A 15854-nucleotide genomic window follows, 5' to 3' on the forward strand; every position below is an offset into this window, starting at 1 on the left:
AAGCTCCTTGCTGGGCGTGAAGGTGGGCGATCGCCCCGTACGACACGAATGCCGGGGCACCTGCGGTACCCCGGCATTCCTGTGATGACGCGTCGACCTCCGGCCGCGCGCGTATCGTCAGTGCTTGAAAGCGTCTTTGACGTTCTCTCCGGCCTTGCGGGCGTCAGCGCCCACCTGGTCGGCCTTGCCTTCGGCTTCGAGTCGCTCGTTGTCCGTGAGCTTGCCGGTGGCTTCTTTCGCCTTACCGGCCACGTCGGCTGCAGCGTTCTTGACCTTGTCGTCGAGTCCCATGGCATCCACCTTTCGTCCGCCGGAATCCTTGTGAGTTCCGGTTCGCCTTCGAACCTACGCCTCGCGCACGCTCCGGGTATGGGGCTTGTCAGGCCTCGAACGATCGGTTACGGACGAGTGGGTCAGTTGGGAATCTCCTCGCCCGGAGCATCGCCGACCAGCTCGTAGGAGATGGGCTCGGGCGTGACGGGGCGAACGAGCCGCCAGACCCGCTCCTGCGACTCGCCTTCGACATCGAAGACCTCGGTTATGGTCTCGCGGGGCTTTCCGTCGACGAAGTTCTCGACGGTCTCCTTGTCTTCGGAGAGTCCGCCCGATTGAAGCAGTGCGCGATACGTGTCAGCCATGGAATCTAACCCCTTTGTCGACTCCGGAAACGGTTCCCGGTTGACCTCAGTTTCCCGGATCGCTCGGCTCCGCGTCCACCCCTCGGCACGGCCCGGGAAAACGTGCAGGCCGCGCTCAGGCCGCGGCGGTGGACGCCGACACGAGCATCAGAACGGCGCGGCCGTACGCCTCTGCGGGATCGGCCGCGACGTGGCTCGACGGCTCGCCCCGGAAGACGATGTCGACCCGGTACTCCGGTGCCGAATCCTCCGACGTCTCGAGGCGCACGAGCGATCGGAACGCACCGCGGAGCATCTCCCGCAGCTGGTCCTCGCGCGGCAGCCACAGGGCCTCGTGCAGGTCGACGGAGTCGAGGGCCCACTCGGTGGTGCCGTTGAATCCGAGGATCGTGCCCGTGGGATAGTGCTGCGCCTCGATGGTCATGTCGCTCACGGTGAAGACCTCTGCGTCGAGGGCCTCGGGGTCGAACGCCGGAGTGTCGATCGAGAATCGATCGCCCGAGGCGGGCTTCCAGATCAGTCCGGCAGCGCGCAGCGATCGGGCGAGTTCGACGGTGATCATTCAGACATTATGGCTCCGGATGCTGCGCCGCGGCCCCGAGAGACGACCATCGGTGCACGATATGCTCCGGCGATGACCTCGACGACCTCGCGGGCCGGCTCCCTTCTGCTCGACCTGCTCGATTTCGGCTGGAAGCAGGCCCTGTCGTGCCTGTTCGCCTTCTCGATCGTGCTGGGGCTCGCGATCACCCACTTCGTCGATGTCGGGGTGGCCCGCTACGACGCGATGCTCGTGTACTGCATCATCGTGCAGATCGTGCTCGTCGCGACGAAGATCGAGACGCGCGACGAGCTGCTCGTGATCTGCCTGTTCCATGTGCTCGGCCTCGGCCTCGAGCTGTTCAAGGTCTCCGTGGGGTCGTGGAGCTATCCCGATGCGGGCCTGCTGCGCATCGGCGACGTGCCCATCTACAGCGGCTTCATGTACGCGGCTGTGGCGAGCTACATCTGTCAGGCCTGGCGCCGCTTCGATCTGGACATCGACCCGGTCCCCATGGTTCCGACCATGATCACGGCCGTGCTCTTCTACGTGAACTTCTTCACGAACCACTGGCTGCCCGACGTGCGCTGGCTGCTGCTCGTCGTGGCCGCCGTCATCCTGCGGCGCACCTGGGTGCGCTTCCGGGTGCGCCGAACGATCTACCGCATGCCTCTCCTCGTATCGTTCGTTCTCATCGGCTTCTTCATCTGGTTCGCCGAGAACATCGCGACACGGCTGGGCGCGTGGAGCTATCCCGACCAGGAGGCGGGTTGGACTCTCGTGCACGCGAGCAAGATCGGGTCGTGGACCGTGCTGGTGATCTTCAGTTTCATGCTCGTGCTCTGGTTCAAGCAGCGTAAGAGATCACTGAGCGTTTGACTCGCCTGACCCGCTGGATCCGCTTCGACCAGCTCCAGCCGGCCACCCTGTCGAGGCGCGCCCTGCGCTCCTCGGGATACGGCTTGTCCGCGGTGGCGATGCGTTCGAATCGACGCTGGTTGGCGCACCACATCGAGAGCATGTGCTCGTGCCGATCGTCGTCGGAGACGTCGGCCGTGCGGGCGGGAGTGCGCCTCGGGAGCCTGTCGTGCGTATCGACGAAGTGCTCGAGCAGCTGGACCATCTGCAACCAGGTCTGCTCCCGACGAGACGGCCAGCCCGGGGTCGCCAGCACGGCCTCGTAGCGGCTGCGGCCGAGCTCGTCGTCTCGACTCGGGAGACGCTCGACCTGGTTCTTGACCCAGCCGGCGAGGCGCCGCTCGTGCGGATCGTCGGCCGTGAGTCGCGGGTACCGTCCCTGCTCCGCGAAATGGCGCTCGACGGCCGCGCGCTGATTCTCCCAGTGGTCCGACCGCGGACTCGGCCCGCGACGGGGATTCCACTCCCAGCCGTCGATCGTCTCGAGTTGAACCCTTCGATCCTGTCGCAGCGACTGATCACGCTGTCCGCGGTGAAGTCGACGCTGCTCGTGGGCCCACTCCGAGAGCCTCGCCTCGAGGGGATCGACGGAGGGCCGTCGAGGATGGCGGCCGTGGACACGCACGAAGGCCCGGTAGTTCTGGAGATGGATGTTCCATCGTTCGTCATGGGGGGACGCCATGTCAGCTCCTGTACTCCCCCAACGGCGCCCAGTATGTCAGAACTTCCGATCCTTTCGCCAGAGAGCTCGTCGGGAGAGCGACGAGGGTGCCGGCTACCTGTCGAGAAGGCGGTGCAGGAACTGCTTCGTGCGCGGCTCGCGTGGATTCTGCAGCACCTCGGACGGCGGACCCGATTCCACGACCACGCCGCCGTCCATGAAGACGATCGTGTCGGCCACGTGGGAGGCGAACGTCAGCTCGTGTGTCACGAGCACCATGGTCCAGCCCTCGGTCGCGAGTTCGCGGATCACATCGAGCACGTCGCCGACGAGCTCGGGGTCGAGCGCCGAGGTGGGCTCGTCGAAGAGCAGCAGCTGCGGCTTCAGCGCCAGGGCGCGAACGATGCCCACCCGCTGCTGCTGCCCGCCCGAGAGCTCGAACGGATACGCGTCGGCCTTCGCGCCGAGACCGACGCGCTCGAGCAGCGCACGCGCATCCGCTGTCGCCTCGGCCTTCGGTCGTTTCTGCACCTGCACCGGGCCCTCGATGACGTTCTCGAGAACCGTGCGGTGCGGGAACAGGTTGAACTGCTGGAAGACCATGGCGGAGCGGTCGCGCAGCGACGCGAGCTGCCTCTTCGTCGGGCGCTGGGCGAAGTCGACCACGTCGCCGCCGGCGAACTCGACCGTGCCCGCCTCGGGAACCTCGAGCCCGTTGAGCGAGCGCAGCACGGTGGTCTTGCCCGAGCCCGACGGCCCGATCAGGGCCACGACGTTGCCACGGGGCACGGTGAGGTCGATCGACTGGAGAACCTCGACGTCGCCGAAGCTCTTGCGGATTCCGCGCGCGACGAGCAGCGGCGCCTCGATCGGTGCGTCGAGCGGCGCGGGTGCGAGGGGGTCAGTGGGCGACATAGCGGTCCAGTCTCTTCTCGAGCACGGACTGGGCGCTCGAGAGCACGAGGCAGATCACCCAGTAGACGACGGCCGCCTCGATGTACAGCGCCATGAACTCCTGGCTGAACGCCGCGATCTCCTGCGCCTGCCTGAAGAGCTCGGTGACGAGGATGAGCGAGGCGAGCGACGTGTCTTTGACGAGGCTGATGAACGTGTTCGACAGCGGCGGAACGGAGACCCGCGCGGCCTGCGGAAGGATCACCCTCACGAGCGTCTGTCCGCGGGACATGCCGATCGTGTAGCCGGCCTCCCATTGGCCCTTGGGCACCGAGAGGATCGCCGCCCTGATGACCTCGGCCGCGTAGCCGCCCACATTGAGCGAGAACGCGATGATGGCGCTCGGCCAGGGATCGACGAGGATGCCGATCGACGGCAGTCCGTAGAAGATCACGAACAGCTGCACCAGAAGCGGCGTGCCCCGGATGATCGAGATGTACACCCGCGCGATGCCCGACACGACGCTGATGCGCGACAGCCGCATCAGGGCGATGCCGAGGGCGATGACCAGTCCCAGGGCGAACGACAGCAGAGCGAGCGGGATGGTGCCGGTGACAGCCCCGCCGACGATGGGCAGGAACGAGCGCAGCAGCAGATCCCACAGCGATTCGTTCATACGTCAATCCTCGCCCACGGGGGTGTCATCGATCGACCCTACTTCGTGGCCGCGCTACTGCGTGACGTCGCTTCCGAAGTACTTGTCGGAGATCTCCGCGAGGGTTCCGTCTGCGCGCAGCTCGTCGAGCGCCTTGTCGACGGCCTCCTGCAGCTCGGTGTTCCCCTTGGTGAAGACGAAGGCGTTGAGCGACGGGTCGTCGGTCTCGGCCGCGATCTTCAGGCCGGTGTCGCCCTTCTGCTTCTCGTAGTCGAGGAAGGTGAGGTTGTCGTTGACCGTCGCGTCGACGCGCCCCTGCTCGAGCAGGGCCACGGCCTGCGCCCATCCCTCGACGGCCTCGACGTTGGCGCCGTTCTCCTGCGCCAGCTCGTACCAGTTGCTCGTGAGCGACTGGGCCGTGGTCTTGCCGGCCAGGTCGGCGAACGAGGTGATGTCGGTGTTGTCGTCCTTCACGACGATCACGCCCGGGCTCACGGTGTACGGCTCGGAGAAGTCGTACTTGGCGGTGCGCTCGTCGTTGATCGACACCTGGTTCGCGATCACGTCGAAGCGACCCGCCTCGAGGCCGGCGAAGATCGCGTCCCACTGGGTCTCTTCGAACTTCACGTCGACACCGAGCTTGTCGGCGACGGCGGTGATGATCTCGACGTCGTAGCCGGTGAGGTCGCCGGTGCCGTCTTCGTGATAGCTGAACGGCTTGTAGGTTCCCTCGGTGCCGACCGTCAGCACGCCGGCCTCCTGGATGGCCGCGAGCGAGTTGGTTTTCAGCTTGCTGCCGCTCGTGGAGTCGTCGGAGGTCGACGCCGGGCTCGAGCATGCGCCGAGCGTGAGCGCGGTCACCGCGGCGAGAGAGAGGAGTCCGACAAGAGAGGTGGCGCGTTTCACGGGGGTAGTCCTTTGCTGTGGGCGGAAGTGTCCACAGTAGCCAGCGCCCGAGCCGCCCTATAAATTCCGTGACGCCGCATGACGGGCCGCGCGGGGCATCCGAAATCGAGCCGCGCGTATAGTGGTAGGCAATCAGCACGCGGGCCTGGATTTGGGCTCAACGGTCCTCTGTCGAGTACCAGCCATCACTCCCCCCGCGACGAAAGATGCCGATGATCGACGACTTCTCCGTTCCTGATGTGCACGAGATCCAGGATGCGCTGGGGCGCGTCGAGCGCGGCGAGACCGTCACGCAGGCCGACGCCGAGCTGCTCTTCTCCGCCCGCGGCGGCGAGCTCGACCGGCTGCTCGCCGTGTCGTCCCGCCTGCGCGACGAGGGACTCGACGCATCCGGCCGCACGGGCGTCATCACCTACTCGAAGAAGGTGTTCATTCCGGTCACGCACCTCTGCCAGGACCGCTGCCACTACTGCATCTTCGTCGAGACGCCGAACAAGCTCGCCACCAAGGGCAAGCCCATCTACATGTCGCCCGACGAGATCCTCGAGGTGGCACGGGCGGGCGCGGCACTCGGCTGCAAGGAGGCGCTGTTCACCCTCGGCGACCGCCCCGAGAACCGGTGGCCGGTCGCGCGCGAATGGCTGGATGCCGACGGCTATTCGTCGACGATCGACTACATCAGGGCGATGGCGATTCTCGTGCTCGAGGAGACGGGGCTGCTCCCCCACCTGAATCCCGGGGTGATGTCGTGGAGCGAGCTGCAGGCGCTTCGGCCTGTCGCCCCCTCGATGGGCATGATGCTCGAGACCACCGCGACGCGGCTCTGGTCGGAGAAGGGCGGCGTGCACTACGGCTCCCCCGACAAGGATCCGGCACTGCGGCTGCGTGTCCTCGACGATGCGGGCCGGTCGAAGGTCCCGTTCACCACGGGCGTGCTGCTGGGCATCGGCGAGAACAACGCCGAACGCGCCGAGGCGCTCTTCGAGATCCGCGCCTCGCACGAGCGGCACGGGCACATCCAGGAGACGATCGTTCAGAACTTCCGGGCGAAGCCGCGCACGGCGATGCAGAACGAGGTCGACCTCGCGCTGCAGGAGTACGTCGCCGCAGTGGCCGTCGCCCGCGTCGTGATGGGCCCGGATGCCACCATCCAGGCGCCGCCGAACCTCACCGATGCGCACGAGCTCGGACTGCTTCTGCGGGCCGGCATCGACGACTGGGGCGGAGTGAGCCCGCTCACCGCCGACCACGTGAACCCCGAGCGCCCCTGGCCGGAGCTCGACACCCTCGCGGCGCTCACGCGAGACGCCGGATTCGAGCTGCGCGAGCGGCTCACCGCGCATCCGCAGTTCGTGGGCGACCCCGAGCAATGGATCGACGCCCGCATCCGGCCGCACGTCGAGGCACTCGCCGCGCCGAACGGACTCGCCCAGGAGGACGCCCCCGTCGTGGGCCGCCCGTGGCCCCGACGTTCCCCGAGCGGTCGTTCCATGAGCGGTCGTTCCATGAGCCTGTCGAAGGGAGAAGCCCTGCTCGCCGCCTCGACCACCCCGGCCGGCCTCAGCGACGGGCACTACCTCGACCTGCTCCAGGCGACGGGCGCAGAGCTCGACGTGCTCGCCTCGCTGGCCGACGACATCCGGCGCGACACCGTCGGAGACGACGTGACCTTCGTGATCAACCGCAACATCGACTCCTCTCTGTACGGACTCGACGCGGCGAACGGCCTGACCCTCGAACACATCGGCGACCTTGCCGACGAGGCCGCGGCGCTCGGAGCCACCGAGCTCTGCATCCAGGGCGCGGTCCCTCTCCACATGCCGGCCACGGCCTACCTCGACATCGTGCGCGCCATCCGTGCGCGCCAACCGGGCCTGCATCTCCATGCATTCCGTCCGACGGAGATCTCGGACGGAGCCCGGCGCCTCGGCCTGCCGCTCGACGAGTATCTGTCGGCGCTGCGCGACGCGGGAGTCGACAGCGTGCCGGGCACGGGCGCGCGCATCCTCGACGACGGCGTGCGGAGCATCCTCAGCGAGGGCGGCGACCCGCCCGCGTCGGAGTGGATCGCCTCGATGACGGCCGCGCATCGCGCGGGCCTGCGTTCCACCGCGACCATGATCTACGGACACGTCGAGACGCCCGAGCAGCAGCTCGCCCACCTGCGATCGCTCGCGCGTCTGCACGACGAGACCGGCGGCTTCACCGAGTTCATTCCGATGCCCTACGTGCGACTGGATGCCCCGGCGCGGGTCGCGCGGGTCGCCGGCCCCGGTCCGGATGCGCGCCAGTCCCGCGCGGTGCACGCCGTTGCGCGCCTGCTGCTGCACGGCCGTATGGACCATGTGCAGGCGGCGTGGACGAAGCTCGGACTCGCCGAGAGTCAGGCGGTGCTGCGCGGCGGCGCCGACGACCTCGGCGGACTGCTGCTCGACGGAACGGCGAGGCCCGAGGCCGGAGCCGAGGCGCACCGCTCGCTCACGATCGCCGACCTCGAACGCACGGCTGCCGAGATCGGGCGGGGTGTTCGCCAGCGCACAACGGACTACGGGTCCCCGACGAGCGAGCAGCTGGCGTACGCGCGCCGCGCCGATGCGCCGCCCGCCTCGAGGCTGCAGCTGCCGATCTCCGAGCGACGCAGTCTGCTCGAGCCCGCCCAGCGATGACTCTGCACGACGAGGCGCGCACGGCGGGGGCTGCGGGGGCTGCGAGCGCTGCGCGTGTCGGCGCGAGCCCGTCGGCCGTGTCGCGCTCCGTCGTCGTGCTGCTGCATGGCCCGGGCGGCGGCACGGCCGCGGACATCGACTTCCTCCGGCCGATGCTGGCGCGCACCCGCGACGTGCTCGCGATCCGTGTGCCCGACCCCGCCGGCCGCCGCGTCATCGACTGGAACGAGTGCCTGGCCGACACCGTCGGAGACGCCACCGTCGTGGCGATCGGCGGCCACTCGTCCGAGGCGGCCCGAGCGGCACGCCACGGCGGCTCGCTCATCGGGCGGATCGTGCTCATCGATCCGGACCCCGCCGATGCGGACGTGGTTGCGGGCGGCATCGACGCGTCGCGCGTTCTCGTGCTGTCCACCGGCGACGCCCGTCGCACGCTGCTCGACCGGCCGGCCCGAATCCTGAGCCTGATCGAGGAGTTCATCGACGGCGCAGAGGCCGACCGCGCGCCCGGGGCGACCCGGTCGACCGACGCCGCCGCAGGCATCCGGAACGCCGCCTCGCGCACCACGCTCGACGGCGCGACCGAGGTCGACACCGTGATCGTCGGCGCCGGTTTCGCGGGACTCGGCGCGGGCATCCGGTTGGCCCGGCGGGGTGAGGAGTCCTTCGTGATCCTCGAGCGCGCGAACGATGTGGGCGGCACCTGGCGCGACAACGTGTACCCCGGCGTCGCGTGCGACATCCCCTCGCACCTGTACTCGTTCTCGTTCCTGCCCAAGCCCGACTGGTCGGGCTTCTTCGCGAGCGGCCCCGAGATCCACGGCTACCTGCGCGATGCCGCGCGCACCGAGGGCCTCGAACGGCACCTGCGACTCGGCTCCGAGGTGCTCGAGATGCGCTGGATCGCAGACGACCGGCGCTGGCGGGTGCGCACCGGTGCGGGCGACTACGTGTGCCGCACGCTCATCGTCGCCGCGGGGCGCCTGTCGGATGCGCGCATGCCCGACGTGCCCGGACTCGACGCGTTTCCCGGACCGGTGATGCACTCCTCCGCCTGGGACGACTCGGTAACCCTCGAGGGTCGGCGCGTCGGAGTGGTCGGCACCGGAGCGTCGGCGGCGCAGCTCATTCCGCAGCTCGCGCAGACCGCGGCGAGCGTCGTGGTGTTCCAGCGCAGCGCGCCCTATGTGGTTCCGCGGCCCGACCGGCGGTACACGCCCGACGAGCAGGCCGGCTTCGCCGCTGATCCGGCGTCGCGCGCGGCGATGCGCGACGACCTCTTCTGGGGCGCCGAGACGGCATTCGCCGAGCGGATGCGCGTGCCCGGCTACATCGATCGGCTGCGCGACCGCGCGCTCGGGCACCTCGAGGCGCAGCTCGCCGATCCGGGGCTGCGCGCCGCCGCGACGCCGGACTACGAGATCGGCTGCAAACGCGTCATCATCTCGAACGACTACTACCCGGCCCTCGCCTCCCCCGCCGTGACGCTCGAGCCGTCGGCGCTCCGCTCCATCTCGGGCAACGTCGCGACGTCGGCCGACGGCCGCAGCGCCGAACTCGACGTGCTGGTCTTCGCCACAGGCTTCGAGTCGACGCGCCCGCCGTTCGCGGCGCGCACCTTCGGGGCCGACGGCATCCGTCTCGCCGACGCGTGGAGCACCGGCATGCGCGCTCACGCCTCGACCACCGTGCACGGCTTCCCCAACATGTTCGTGCTCGACGGACCGAATGCGAGTCTCGGCCACAACTCGGCCGTCGTGATGATCGAGGCGCAGCTCGACTACGTGCTCGCCGCTCTCGATCATCGCGACGAGGAGAGCATCGACGCCCTCGACGTGTCTCTCGACGCTCAAGACGCCTACATCCGCGAGATCGACGCGAAGGCCGCGTCGTCGGTGTGGCTCACCGGCGGATGCGAGAGCTGGTACGTCGACGAGCGCAGCGGGCGGCTCACACTGCTGTGGCCCGACTTCGCCTACGCCTTCCAGCGACGCCTCTCGCGTTTCGACCCCGAGAACTACTCGGCGGTCTGAGCCTCAGAGCTCGATCTCGCCCGTGTAGTCGCGTCCGCCCTCGTGCCGGGCACGCTCGATCGTCATCACGTCGACGCGATGCCCCAGCTCCGACGCGAGCGCCACGATGCGATCGTGCGTCGCCGTCTCGACGAGCACGACGGGAAACGAGTCGGAGTCGATGTCGAAGACCACGAGCTCGAGCCCTGCCGGCGCGAGGATCTCATTGGCGCGCAGCATGCCGAAGGTGAGGTGCGCGTCGGGGTCGTCGACCGACTGCAGGTCGACGCCGCTCGAGAGCACGGCGCTCATGCGACTGAGTCCCCAGGCGAGTTCGGCCGCGTTCTCCTTCCAGTCGAGTTCGTGCGCGAGCTCGTTCTCGACCAGCCAGTCGATCAGGGCGAACCACGGGTCGACGTCGTCGTCTTCGAGGCCGCGGTTCTCGGCCTCTGCGACGTGCAGTCGCAGGTAGTCGGCCGGCGAGCCGTGGGCGAGCAGCACGACCTCGGCGAGCCCGGCATCCGGTGTCAGCAGGGCGGCGAGCTCACGCCAGCGCGCGGCGACGGCATCATCGGATGCCTGCGGCCGATTCTCGGAGACCGGCCGCGGCGCGGCTTCAGGATCGGACCTGCGGCGGAACGGGTTCCACGCCATGGCCGTCTCCTCCCAGTGAGAGCGGGCCGCCCTCGCGTATCACCAGCCTGACACCCTCGGCCTGCCGGCGCATCCCCCTTATCAACCGCGAACGGGCCGCGCCCCGCCGATTATCCGGCGGGGTGCAGCCCGTTCACACGAGGCAGAGTGTCAGCTCTGCATCATCGAGACCGCGAGCGCGGCGCCGATGATCATCGACACGATGTTCGCGGCGATGCCCACGAAGCTCAGGATGATGCCGGCGAGCGACAGGCTGCGGGCCTGCGGCTCGCGCTTGCGCGACATGAAGCCGAGGATGACGCCGGCGATGGCCAGGAGAATCCAGATGATGGGCAGGAACAGGCAGAAGACGATGCTCACGATGCCGAAGACGAGCGACAGGATCGCGAGGGTCTTCTTGTTCGAGGCGGTCGGCGCTGGGGTGTACGAGGGGGTGGTCATCGGTGAGTTCTCCATCGGTGAAAGGAAGCGTGATCATCACGCGGAACGCCCACACCGTACCGCAGGTTCGCGACCTATGAGGGTCGGGCCCGCCCTATGTCTCGGATGCGACCCTCTGCAGAATTCGGCGGCGCCACCCCTGCGGCAGCCCGAAGAGCACGCGCCCTGATCCGCGCATCACGAGCGAGTGGATGCCGAGGCTCGCCGCGACGATCAGCGCCGTGCAGAGGAGCGGCGCCAGATGGCGGATCCACGCGACATCGAGCGACCACTCCACCGGAGGCAGGAGGTAGAGCACCCAGATCAGCGGCAGCTGCAGCACGAAGACGGGCAGCGTGCGCCTGCCGATCGCCGAGGCCGTCGCCGCGAACGGCTGCCAGCGCACGAGGAGGGCGATCACCACGATCGACAGCACGACGGCCGAGCTGTCTCGCAGCAGTCGAAGCGCGCTCTCGAGCACGGTGCCCTCGACGCTCTGCTGCCACAGAAGCTGGCAGGCGATGAACGCGCCGACGGCCAGGGGCACGCGCCAGCGCACTCGGCTCGTGGCGAGCGCGCGCAGTGCGGGCGCGAGGTAGACGCCGACCGCGAAGAACACCGCGTAGTAGACGACGTGCAGCCAGAGCGCCTCATCTCTCGTCAGGGGAACGGCCCCCGTCGCGACCGAGGCGATCGCGAGCACGGCCAGCATCACGGCCGGCCGCACCCTTTTCAGGCTGGCGAGCAGCACGACAGAGGCCGCGAGCGCGAAGATGAACCACAGCATCGAGTCGGGCACGAACACCTGCTCGAGGTAGTGCAGGGGCGTCATCACCCGAAAGGGAATCCCCGGCGAGATGAACACGATCGACAGCACCGCATACACCGTCAGCCACACCAGATAGAGCCAGTACAGCGACACCGCCCGCAGAACCGTGCGCCGGTCGCTCCACCCCGCGCGCACCCGCTTCGAGGCGACGAGGCCCGACACCACGAACAGCAGGGGAAGACGGAACGCCCCGAAGAACTCGGTGAGCTGCGTCCAGATCTCGACGCCGTTCGTCGGCGGCGCCAGGGGCGCGTACACGAAGATCCGCACGTGCAGGAGGACGACCAGCAGCACGCAGATGCCGCGCGCGGCATCCACCCAGGCGAGCCGGGCGCCCACCCGCTAGCTCACCGGAACGGCCCGACGCACGACCGGCTCGAACATGCGGTCGAAGACCACCCGGCGGTCGAACTGCAGGGCGTACTCGCGGGCGCGGGCAGCCCACTCCTCGCGTTCGTCGGCCGTGGTCTCGACGAGAGCCCGCACGAGGGCCCGGGCGATCGCATCCGGGTCTTCGACGGGAACCACGATCGCGTGGTCGCCGATCGCCTCGCCGATACCGCCGGTGAGGGTCGTGATGATCGGGCCGCCGCCGGCGAGCATCTTCTCGGCGAGCGCGATGCCGAACGTCTCGACGAATTCCGGCCGCGGCTTGCTGGGCAGAACGAACGCCGCGCATCCCTTCATCAGGTACGGCTTCTCGGCGTCTCCCACGTCATCGAGAAAGCGGATGCGCGACGAGACCCCGGATGCCGCGGCGGCCGCGCGGAATGCGTCGGCCTGCGGGCCCCGGCCGGCGATCACCAGGGTCTTGTCGCGGTGCACGCCGCTGCGCTCGAAGCCCTCGATGAGCTCTTCGACGCCCTTGGCGTGGGTGAGTCTCGAGAGGAACAGCACGTAGCCGTCGCGCTCGAGTCCGCGGGCGGCGAGCACCTCGTTCAGCAGTCCGTCGTCGAGATCGACGTAGGCGTCGGCGTCGATGGCGGGGTACGAGACGCGGATCTTGGCGCGGCACTGCTCGGCGAAGCGGGTTCCGTGCTGCTCGTCGACGCGCTCGGCCTCGCTGATGATGAGCTGGCGGGTGTAGTCCGAGACGGCGACGCAGTAGTCCTGGCTCAGGTAGCTGGTGAGGATGTGGGCCGCGGCGCCGAGCCTGCCCTCCTCGACGGCGGTGCGCACCACGTTGGTCACGTCGGAGCCCACGGCCTCGGCGATGGTGGTGACGTTCACCGGCAGGCCGGTTCCGAGCGCCGCGCGAACGGCATCGGCGGCGGCGATGGTGTGCGGGCTCAGGTACAGCGAGAGGCACACGGTGGGAACGCCGTCGGTGAAGAGCTCGACGAGGCGGCCGGTGATGCCGGCGAGGTGGCGACCGTCGGGCACCTTGTAGTCGCCGACAGGGGCCGGGCGCTCGACGATGATGCCGTCGCTGTAGGGCAGAACCGAGTCGAGCGGCTTGAGCGGGAGCCCGGCGCGCTCGAGCACGTCGATGGGCCAGGTGATGATGCGCACCTCGTCGAAGCCGCGCTCGAGGGCGGTCTCGGCCAGGTTGCGGGCCTCCACGGAGTGGCCGCAGATGACCGGATCGGCTCGCACGATGATCACGAGACGGTTGTCGATGGTGGTCATGGCTGTACTCCCTGGATTGGTGGAACGGCGGGTTCGCGTACCGGGCCTGGACGCGATGGAGGAAGGTTCGTCGTGGCCCAGTCGCTGGGCTCGGGGCCGAGGTCTACGAGAAGCTCGCCCCCGCGGTGCAGCTCGGATCCGCTGATCCAGCTGCGGTCGAGCGGTGCGCCATTCAGCTGCATCGACTGCACGTACTGCACAGGGCCGCCGTGCACGGGTTCCACGAAGTTGCGGGTGCGGATGCGGAAGCTCTCGTCGCCCACCGCGATGGTCGCGCTCGCGAAGAGCGGCGCGTTCACGAGGATGACGTTCTGGCCGGCGACGGGAAAGAGGCCGAGCGAGGCCCACACGTTCCACGAGCTGAGCCCGCCCGAGTCGTCGTTGCCTGGCAGGCCGCCGCGGCCGGTTCCGAACTGCTGCAGCAGCACGTTGTGCACGATCTCGGCGGTGCGGTCCGGGCGCCCGGCGTAGTGGTACGCCCAGGGAGCCTCCATGTCGGGCTCGTTATTGAGGCCCTCGAAGCGTCCGAGCTCGTAGCCGGCGAGCATCTCGACGACGCCGGGCCTGTTGCCCGGCTGCGTCACGGCGGCAGCGCCGTAGCCGAAGAACTCGTCGAGCTGTCTGACGAATGCGTCGGCGCCGCCGCTGAGCTCGATGCGCGACGCCATGTCGTGCAGCAAGCGGAACGAATAGTTGTAGCGGGTGCCCTCGTAGTAGGTGGAGTCCTTCAGCAGCCCGCTCGACGGGTCGAATGCGTTGACCCAGCGTTCGGCGAGCGCCTCGAACTGCTCCGCGAGCGCCGTGTCTCCCACGCGGCGCGCGACCTTGGCCGTGGCCCAGTACCCGAAGGCCAGGTCGAGGGTGTGGCTGATCGGATGCGCCTCGCCGTGCAGCAGGAATTCCTCGCCGTAGGTGCGGCGCAGGTCGTCGGACATGTGCACGAGCGCCCACTCCCAGTCGATGCCGGGCAGGCCGAGCTGGCAGAGGTCGGCGAGGAAGGTGTGCGCGAGCGCGCTGCCCTGCCGCGAGAAGCGGTCGCTCCCCCGCGCCATCCGGTACCCGATCGGAAAGTTGCCCTCCTCCTCGCAGATGGTGAGCAGCGCGTTGGCCAGCTCGACGGCGCGCTCGGGCATCAGTGCCGTGAGCAGTGGAAGCTGCGTGCGGTAGATGTCCCACATGGTGCTGATGTCGAAGGCGAAGGGCCCGTCGCTCGGCCAGAAGGGGCTCTCCGACGGGGCAAGGCAGGGCTTGATCAGCGAGTGGTACAGCGCGGTCGAGAACACCGTCTGCCGCTCGCTCGAGCTCGTCTTGACGGCGATCGACTTGAGCTGCTTGCGCCACGTGCGCTTCGTCTTCTCGCGCCGCGGATCGAAGCGCGCCGGGCCGTCACCGCAGTCGTCTCGCAGATTGCGCCGGGCCTGCTCGACGCCCCGCAGAGAGAATCCGATGCGCAGCTCGATGGTCTCGCCCGCCCTCGACGGCCCCGCCCACATGAGCCCGAACGGCCTCAGGGTCGTGGGCCTGATGTGGTCGAAATCGAGCCGCTTGCCGCCCGGCATCAGACGGCGGTCGTAGAACAGCATCTGCCGCCACTGCGGGGTGTCGCACTCGATGTACACGGCGATCGGCGTGCCCTCGACCACGATCTCGCCCTGCGCGACGCCCGGCTCGAGGGTCTCGAGGTGGGCGCGCAGCGGGATCGTCGCGCCGTAGGGAATCGACAGGCCGCCGAGCGAGAAGTCGATCACGACGCGCGCCCTCGGGTCTTCCGGGAACGTGTACCGGTGCACGGCGCTCTTCGGTCCGACGGTCAGCTCTGCTCGCACGCCGGAGTCGAGCGTGGCGCTGTAGAAGCCGGGCTCTGCGGTCTCGTCCGTGAGATTCCAGAGCCTGCCCAACGCATCCAGTGGCTCGACCATGGGCGTGACGCGGAAGTAGTTGTAGTACTTGCGAATCGCGCCGGTGCCCGACTGCTGAAAGTGCGTGAATCCGGATGCCGTGGGCCGGTCGTGCAGGGTCGAGGGCACGCCCTCGAGACTCAGGTCGTAGCGCCCGTAGCCGGTCGGATAGGCGCCGGAATAGGCGCAGGCCGACACCATGCCGAGCGGGTAGGTGGCGCCCGGATGCGTGTTGCCGATCTGGGGCTTCGGCCACCACCACGTGGCGGCGAGCCCGGTCTGCGGGGTCAGGGCGGTGGGCTCGGACCCGATGAAGGGGTCGACGTGTCCGATCATGCGAGCGCCGGCCGTCGATTCATGATGTGACGCTAAGAGCCGACGGCATCCGAAGGGTGAACCAGCCGGAGCGGGCAGATGAACGCAGGGCCAACGGTCGTGTATCCGGCTCGTATTGTGTGATATGTCTGGAGCGTTTCACAAGCATTAAATGCCGATTACGAGATCGACGCACCCCATTAGGGGGCCACCGAAGT

15 protein-coding genes are annotated in these 15854 nt (G+C 68.6%); 3 read left to right on the forward strand and 12 right to left on the reverse strand.

Annotated elements, in window-relative coordinates:
• Nucleotides 1-117: 117 nt before the first annotated feature.
• The 3 genes from QCD70_RS15405 to QCD70_RS15415 form a co-directional block, all read right to left on the reverse strand.
• Complete coding sequence (locus QCD70_RS15405) at nt 118-291, reverse strand: CsbD family protein (RefSeq protein WP_082479635.1); 174 nt, start codon at nt 289-291, stop codon at nt 118-120.
• Between the two features lie 122 nt (nt 292-413).
• Entirely contained in the window at nt 414-638 is a 225-nt protein-coding gene (locus QCD70_RS15410; RefSeq protein WP_301217858.1) for a hypothetical protein, read from the reverse strand.
• A gap of 115 nt (nt 639-753) precedes the next feature.
• Nucleotides 754-1200 (reverse strand): pilus assembly protein CpaE, encoded by a 447-nt coding sequence (locus QCD70_RS15415; RefSeq protein WP_301217860.1) that lies wholly within the window; start codon nt 1198-1200, stop codon nt 754-756.
• Nucleotides 1201-1272: 72 nt separating this feature from the next.
• On the opposite strand from QCD70_RS15415, the gene QCD70_RS15420 reads away from it, so the two are divergent.
• Nucleotides 1273-2058, forward strand: coding sequence for a DUF817 domain-containing protein (locus tag QCD70_RS15420; protein ID WP_301217863.1), 786 nt, complete (start codon nt 1273-1275; stop codon nt 2056-2058).
• Here QCD70_RS15420 and QCD70_RS15425 read toward each other — a convergent pair.
• From QCD70_RS15425 to QCD70_RS15440, 4 genes are all read right to left on the reverse strand, one after another.
• Nucleotides 2027-2779, reverse strand: a complete 753-nt coding sequence (locus tag QCD70_RS15425) for a helicase associated domain-containing protein (protein ID WP_301217865.1) — start codon at nt 2777-2779, stop codon at nt 2027-2029. The two genes, QCD70_RS15420 and QCD70_RS15425, sit on opposite strands and share 32 nt — an antisense overlap.
• Before the next feature lie 93 nt (nt 2780-2872).
• Entirely contained in the window at nt 2873-3673 is an 801-nt protein-coding gene (locus QCD70_RS15430; RefSeq protein WP_301217867.1) for an amino acid ABC transporter ATP-binding protein, read from the reverse strand.
• The gene (locus tag QCD70_RS15435; protein ID WP_301217869.1) at nt 3660-4328 is read right to left on the reverse strand and encodes an amino acid ABC transporter permease; all 669 of its coding nucleotides are present in this window, start codon (nt 4326-4328) and stop codon (nt 3660-3662) included. The genes QCD70_RS15430 and QCD70_RS15435 overlap by 14 nt, the downstream gene beginning before the upstream one ends.
• Nucleotides 4329-4382: 54 nt before the next feature.
• The gene (locus QCD70_RS15440) at nt 4383-5213 is read right to left on the reverse strand and encodes an amino acid ABC transporter substrate-binding protein (RefSeq protein WP_301217870.1); all 831 of its coding nucleotides are present in this window, start codon (nt 5211-5213) and stop codon (nt 4383-4385) included.
• A gap of 212 nt (nt 5214-5425) precedes the next feature.
• Between QCD70_RS15440 and cofG the strand changes: the two genes are divergently transcribed.
• Nucleotides 5426-7879, forward strand: coding sequence for a 7,8-didemethyl-8-hydroxy-5-deazariboflavin synthase CofG (gene cofG / locus QCD70_RS15445; RefSeq protein WP_301217872.1), 2454 nt, complete (start codon nt 5426-5428; stop codon nt 7877-7879).
• Nucleotides 7876-9912 (forward strand): flavin-containing monooxygenase, encoded by a 2037-nt coding sequence (locus tag QCD70_RS15450; RefSeq protein ID WP_301217874.1) that lies wholly within the window; start codon nt 7876-7878, stop codon nt 9910-9912. The genes cofG and QCD70_RS15450 overlap by 4 nt, the downstream gene beginning before the upstream one ends.
• Before the next feature lie 3 nt (nt 9913-9915).
• Here QCD70_RS15450 and QCD70_RS15455 read toward each other — a convergent pair whose 3' ends face one another.
• The 5 genes from QCD70_RS15455 to QCD70_RS15475 form a co-directional block, all read right to left on the reverse strand.
• Nucleotides 9916-10545 (reverse strand): DUF6630 family protein, encoded by a 630-nt coding sequence (locus tag QCD70_RS15455; RefSeq protein ID WP_301217876.1) that lies wholly within the window; start codon nt 10543-10545, stop codon nt 9916-9918.
• Between the two features lie 150 nt (nt 10546-10695).
• Complete coding sequence (locus tag QCD70_RS15460) at nt 10696-10986, reverse strand: DUF4190 domain-containing protein (RefSeq protein WP_301217879.1); 291 nt, start codon at nt 10984-10986, stop codon at nt 10696-10698.
• Between the two features lie 94 nt (nt 10987-11080).
• Nucleotides 11081-12133 carry an acyltransferase family protein gene (locus tag QCD70_RS15465; RefSeq protein ID WP_301217881.1) on the reverse strand — a complete coding sequence of 351 codons (1053 nt, stop codon included), beginning with the start codon at nt 12131-12133 and terminating at the stop codon, nt 11081-11083.
• 3 nt (nt 12134-12136) lie between these two features.
• Entirely contained in the window at nt 12137-13423 is a 1287-nt protein-coding gene (locus tag QCD70_RS15470; RefSeq protein ID WP_301217883.1) for a glycosyltransferase, read from the reverse strand.
• On the reverse strand, nt 13420-15657 hold the full coding sequence (locus tag QCD70_RS15475; RefSeq protein ID WP_301217886.1) for a glycoside hydrolase domain-containing protein: 2238 nt from the start codon (nt 15655-15657) through the stop codon (nt 13420-13422). Before QCD70_RS15475 ends, QCD70_RS15470 begins: the two co-directional genes overlap by 4 nt.
• Nucleotides 15658-15854 lie beyond the last annotated feature (197 nt).

It is taken from the genome of Agreia sp. PsM10 (assembly GCF_030433855.1).
Taxonomy (GTDB): Bacteria; Actinomycetota; Actinomycetes; order Actinomycetales; family Microbacteriaceae; genus Agreia.

Coding starts and splice junctions, on each gene's coding strand:
- QCD70_RS15455 (WP_301217876.1), bottom strand. CDS start 10,545: ATGGCGTGGAACCCGTTCCGCCGCAGGTCCGATCCTGAAGCCGCGCCG.
- QCD70_RS15410 (WP_301217858.1), bottom strand. CDS start 638: ATGGCTGACACGTATCGCGCACTGCTTCAATCGGGCGGACTCTCCGAA.
- QCD70_RS15435 (WP_301217869.1), bottom strand. CDS start 4,328: ATGAACGAATCGCTGTGGGATCTGCTGCTGCGCTCGTTCCTGCCCATC.
- QCD70_RS15405 (WP_082479635.1), bottom strand. CDS start 291: ATGGGACTCGACGACAAGGTCAAGAACGCTGCAGCCGACGTGGCCGGT.
- QCD70_RS15470 (WP_301217883.1), bottom strand. CDS start 13,423: ATGACCACCATCGACAACCGTCTCGTGATCATCGTGCGAGCCGATCCG.
- QCD70_RS15425 (WP_301217865.1), bottom strand. CDS start 2,779: ATGGCGTCCCCCCATGACGAACGATGGAACATCCATCTCCAGAACTAC.
- cofG (WP_301217872.1), top strand. CDS start 5,426: ATGATCGACGACTTCTCCGTTCCTGATGTGCACGAGATCCAGGATGCG.
- QCD70_RS15475 (WP_301217886.1), bottom strand. CDS start 15,657: ATGATCGGACACGTCGACCCCTTCATCGGGTCCGAGCCCACCGCCCTG.
- QCD70_RS15420 (WP_301217863.1), top strand. CDS start 1,273: ATGACCTCGACGACCTCGCGGGCCGGCTCCCTTCTGCTCGACCTGCTC.
- QCD70_RS15460 (WP_301217879.1), bottom strand. CDS start 10,986: ATGACCACCCCCTCGTACACCCCAGCGCCGACCGCCTCGAACAAGAAG.
- QCD70_RS15430 (WP_301217867.1), bottom strand. CDS start 3,673: ATGTCGCCCACTGACCCCCTCGCACCCGCGCCGCTCGACGCACCGATC.
- QCD70_RS15450 (WP_301217874.1), top strand. CDS start 7,876: ATGACTCTGCACGACGAGGCGCGCACGGCGGGGGCTGCGGGGGCTGCG.
- QCD70_RS15415 (WP_301217860.1), bottom strand. CDS start 1,200: ATGATCACCGTCGAACTCGCCCGATCGCTGCGCGCTGCCGGACTGATC.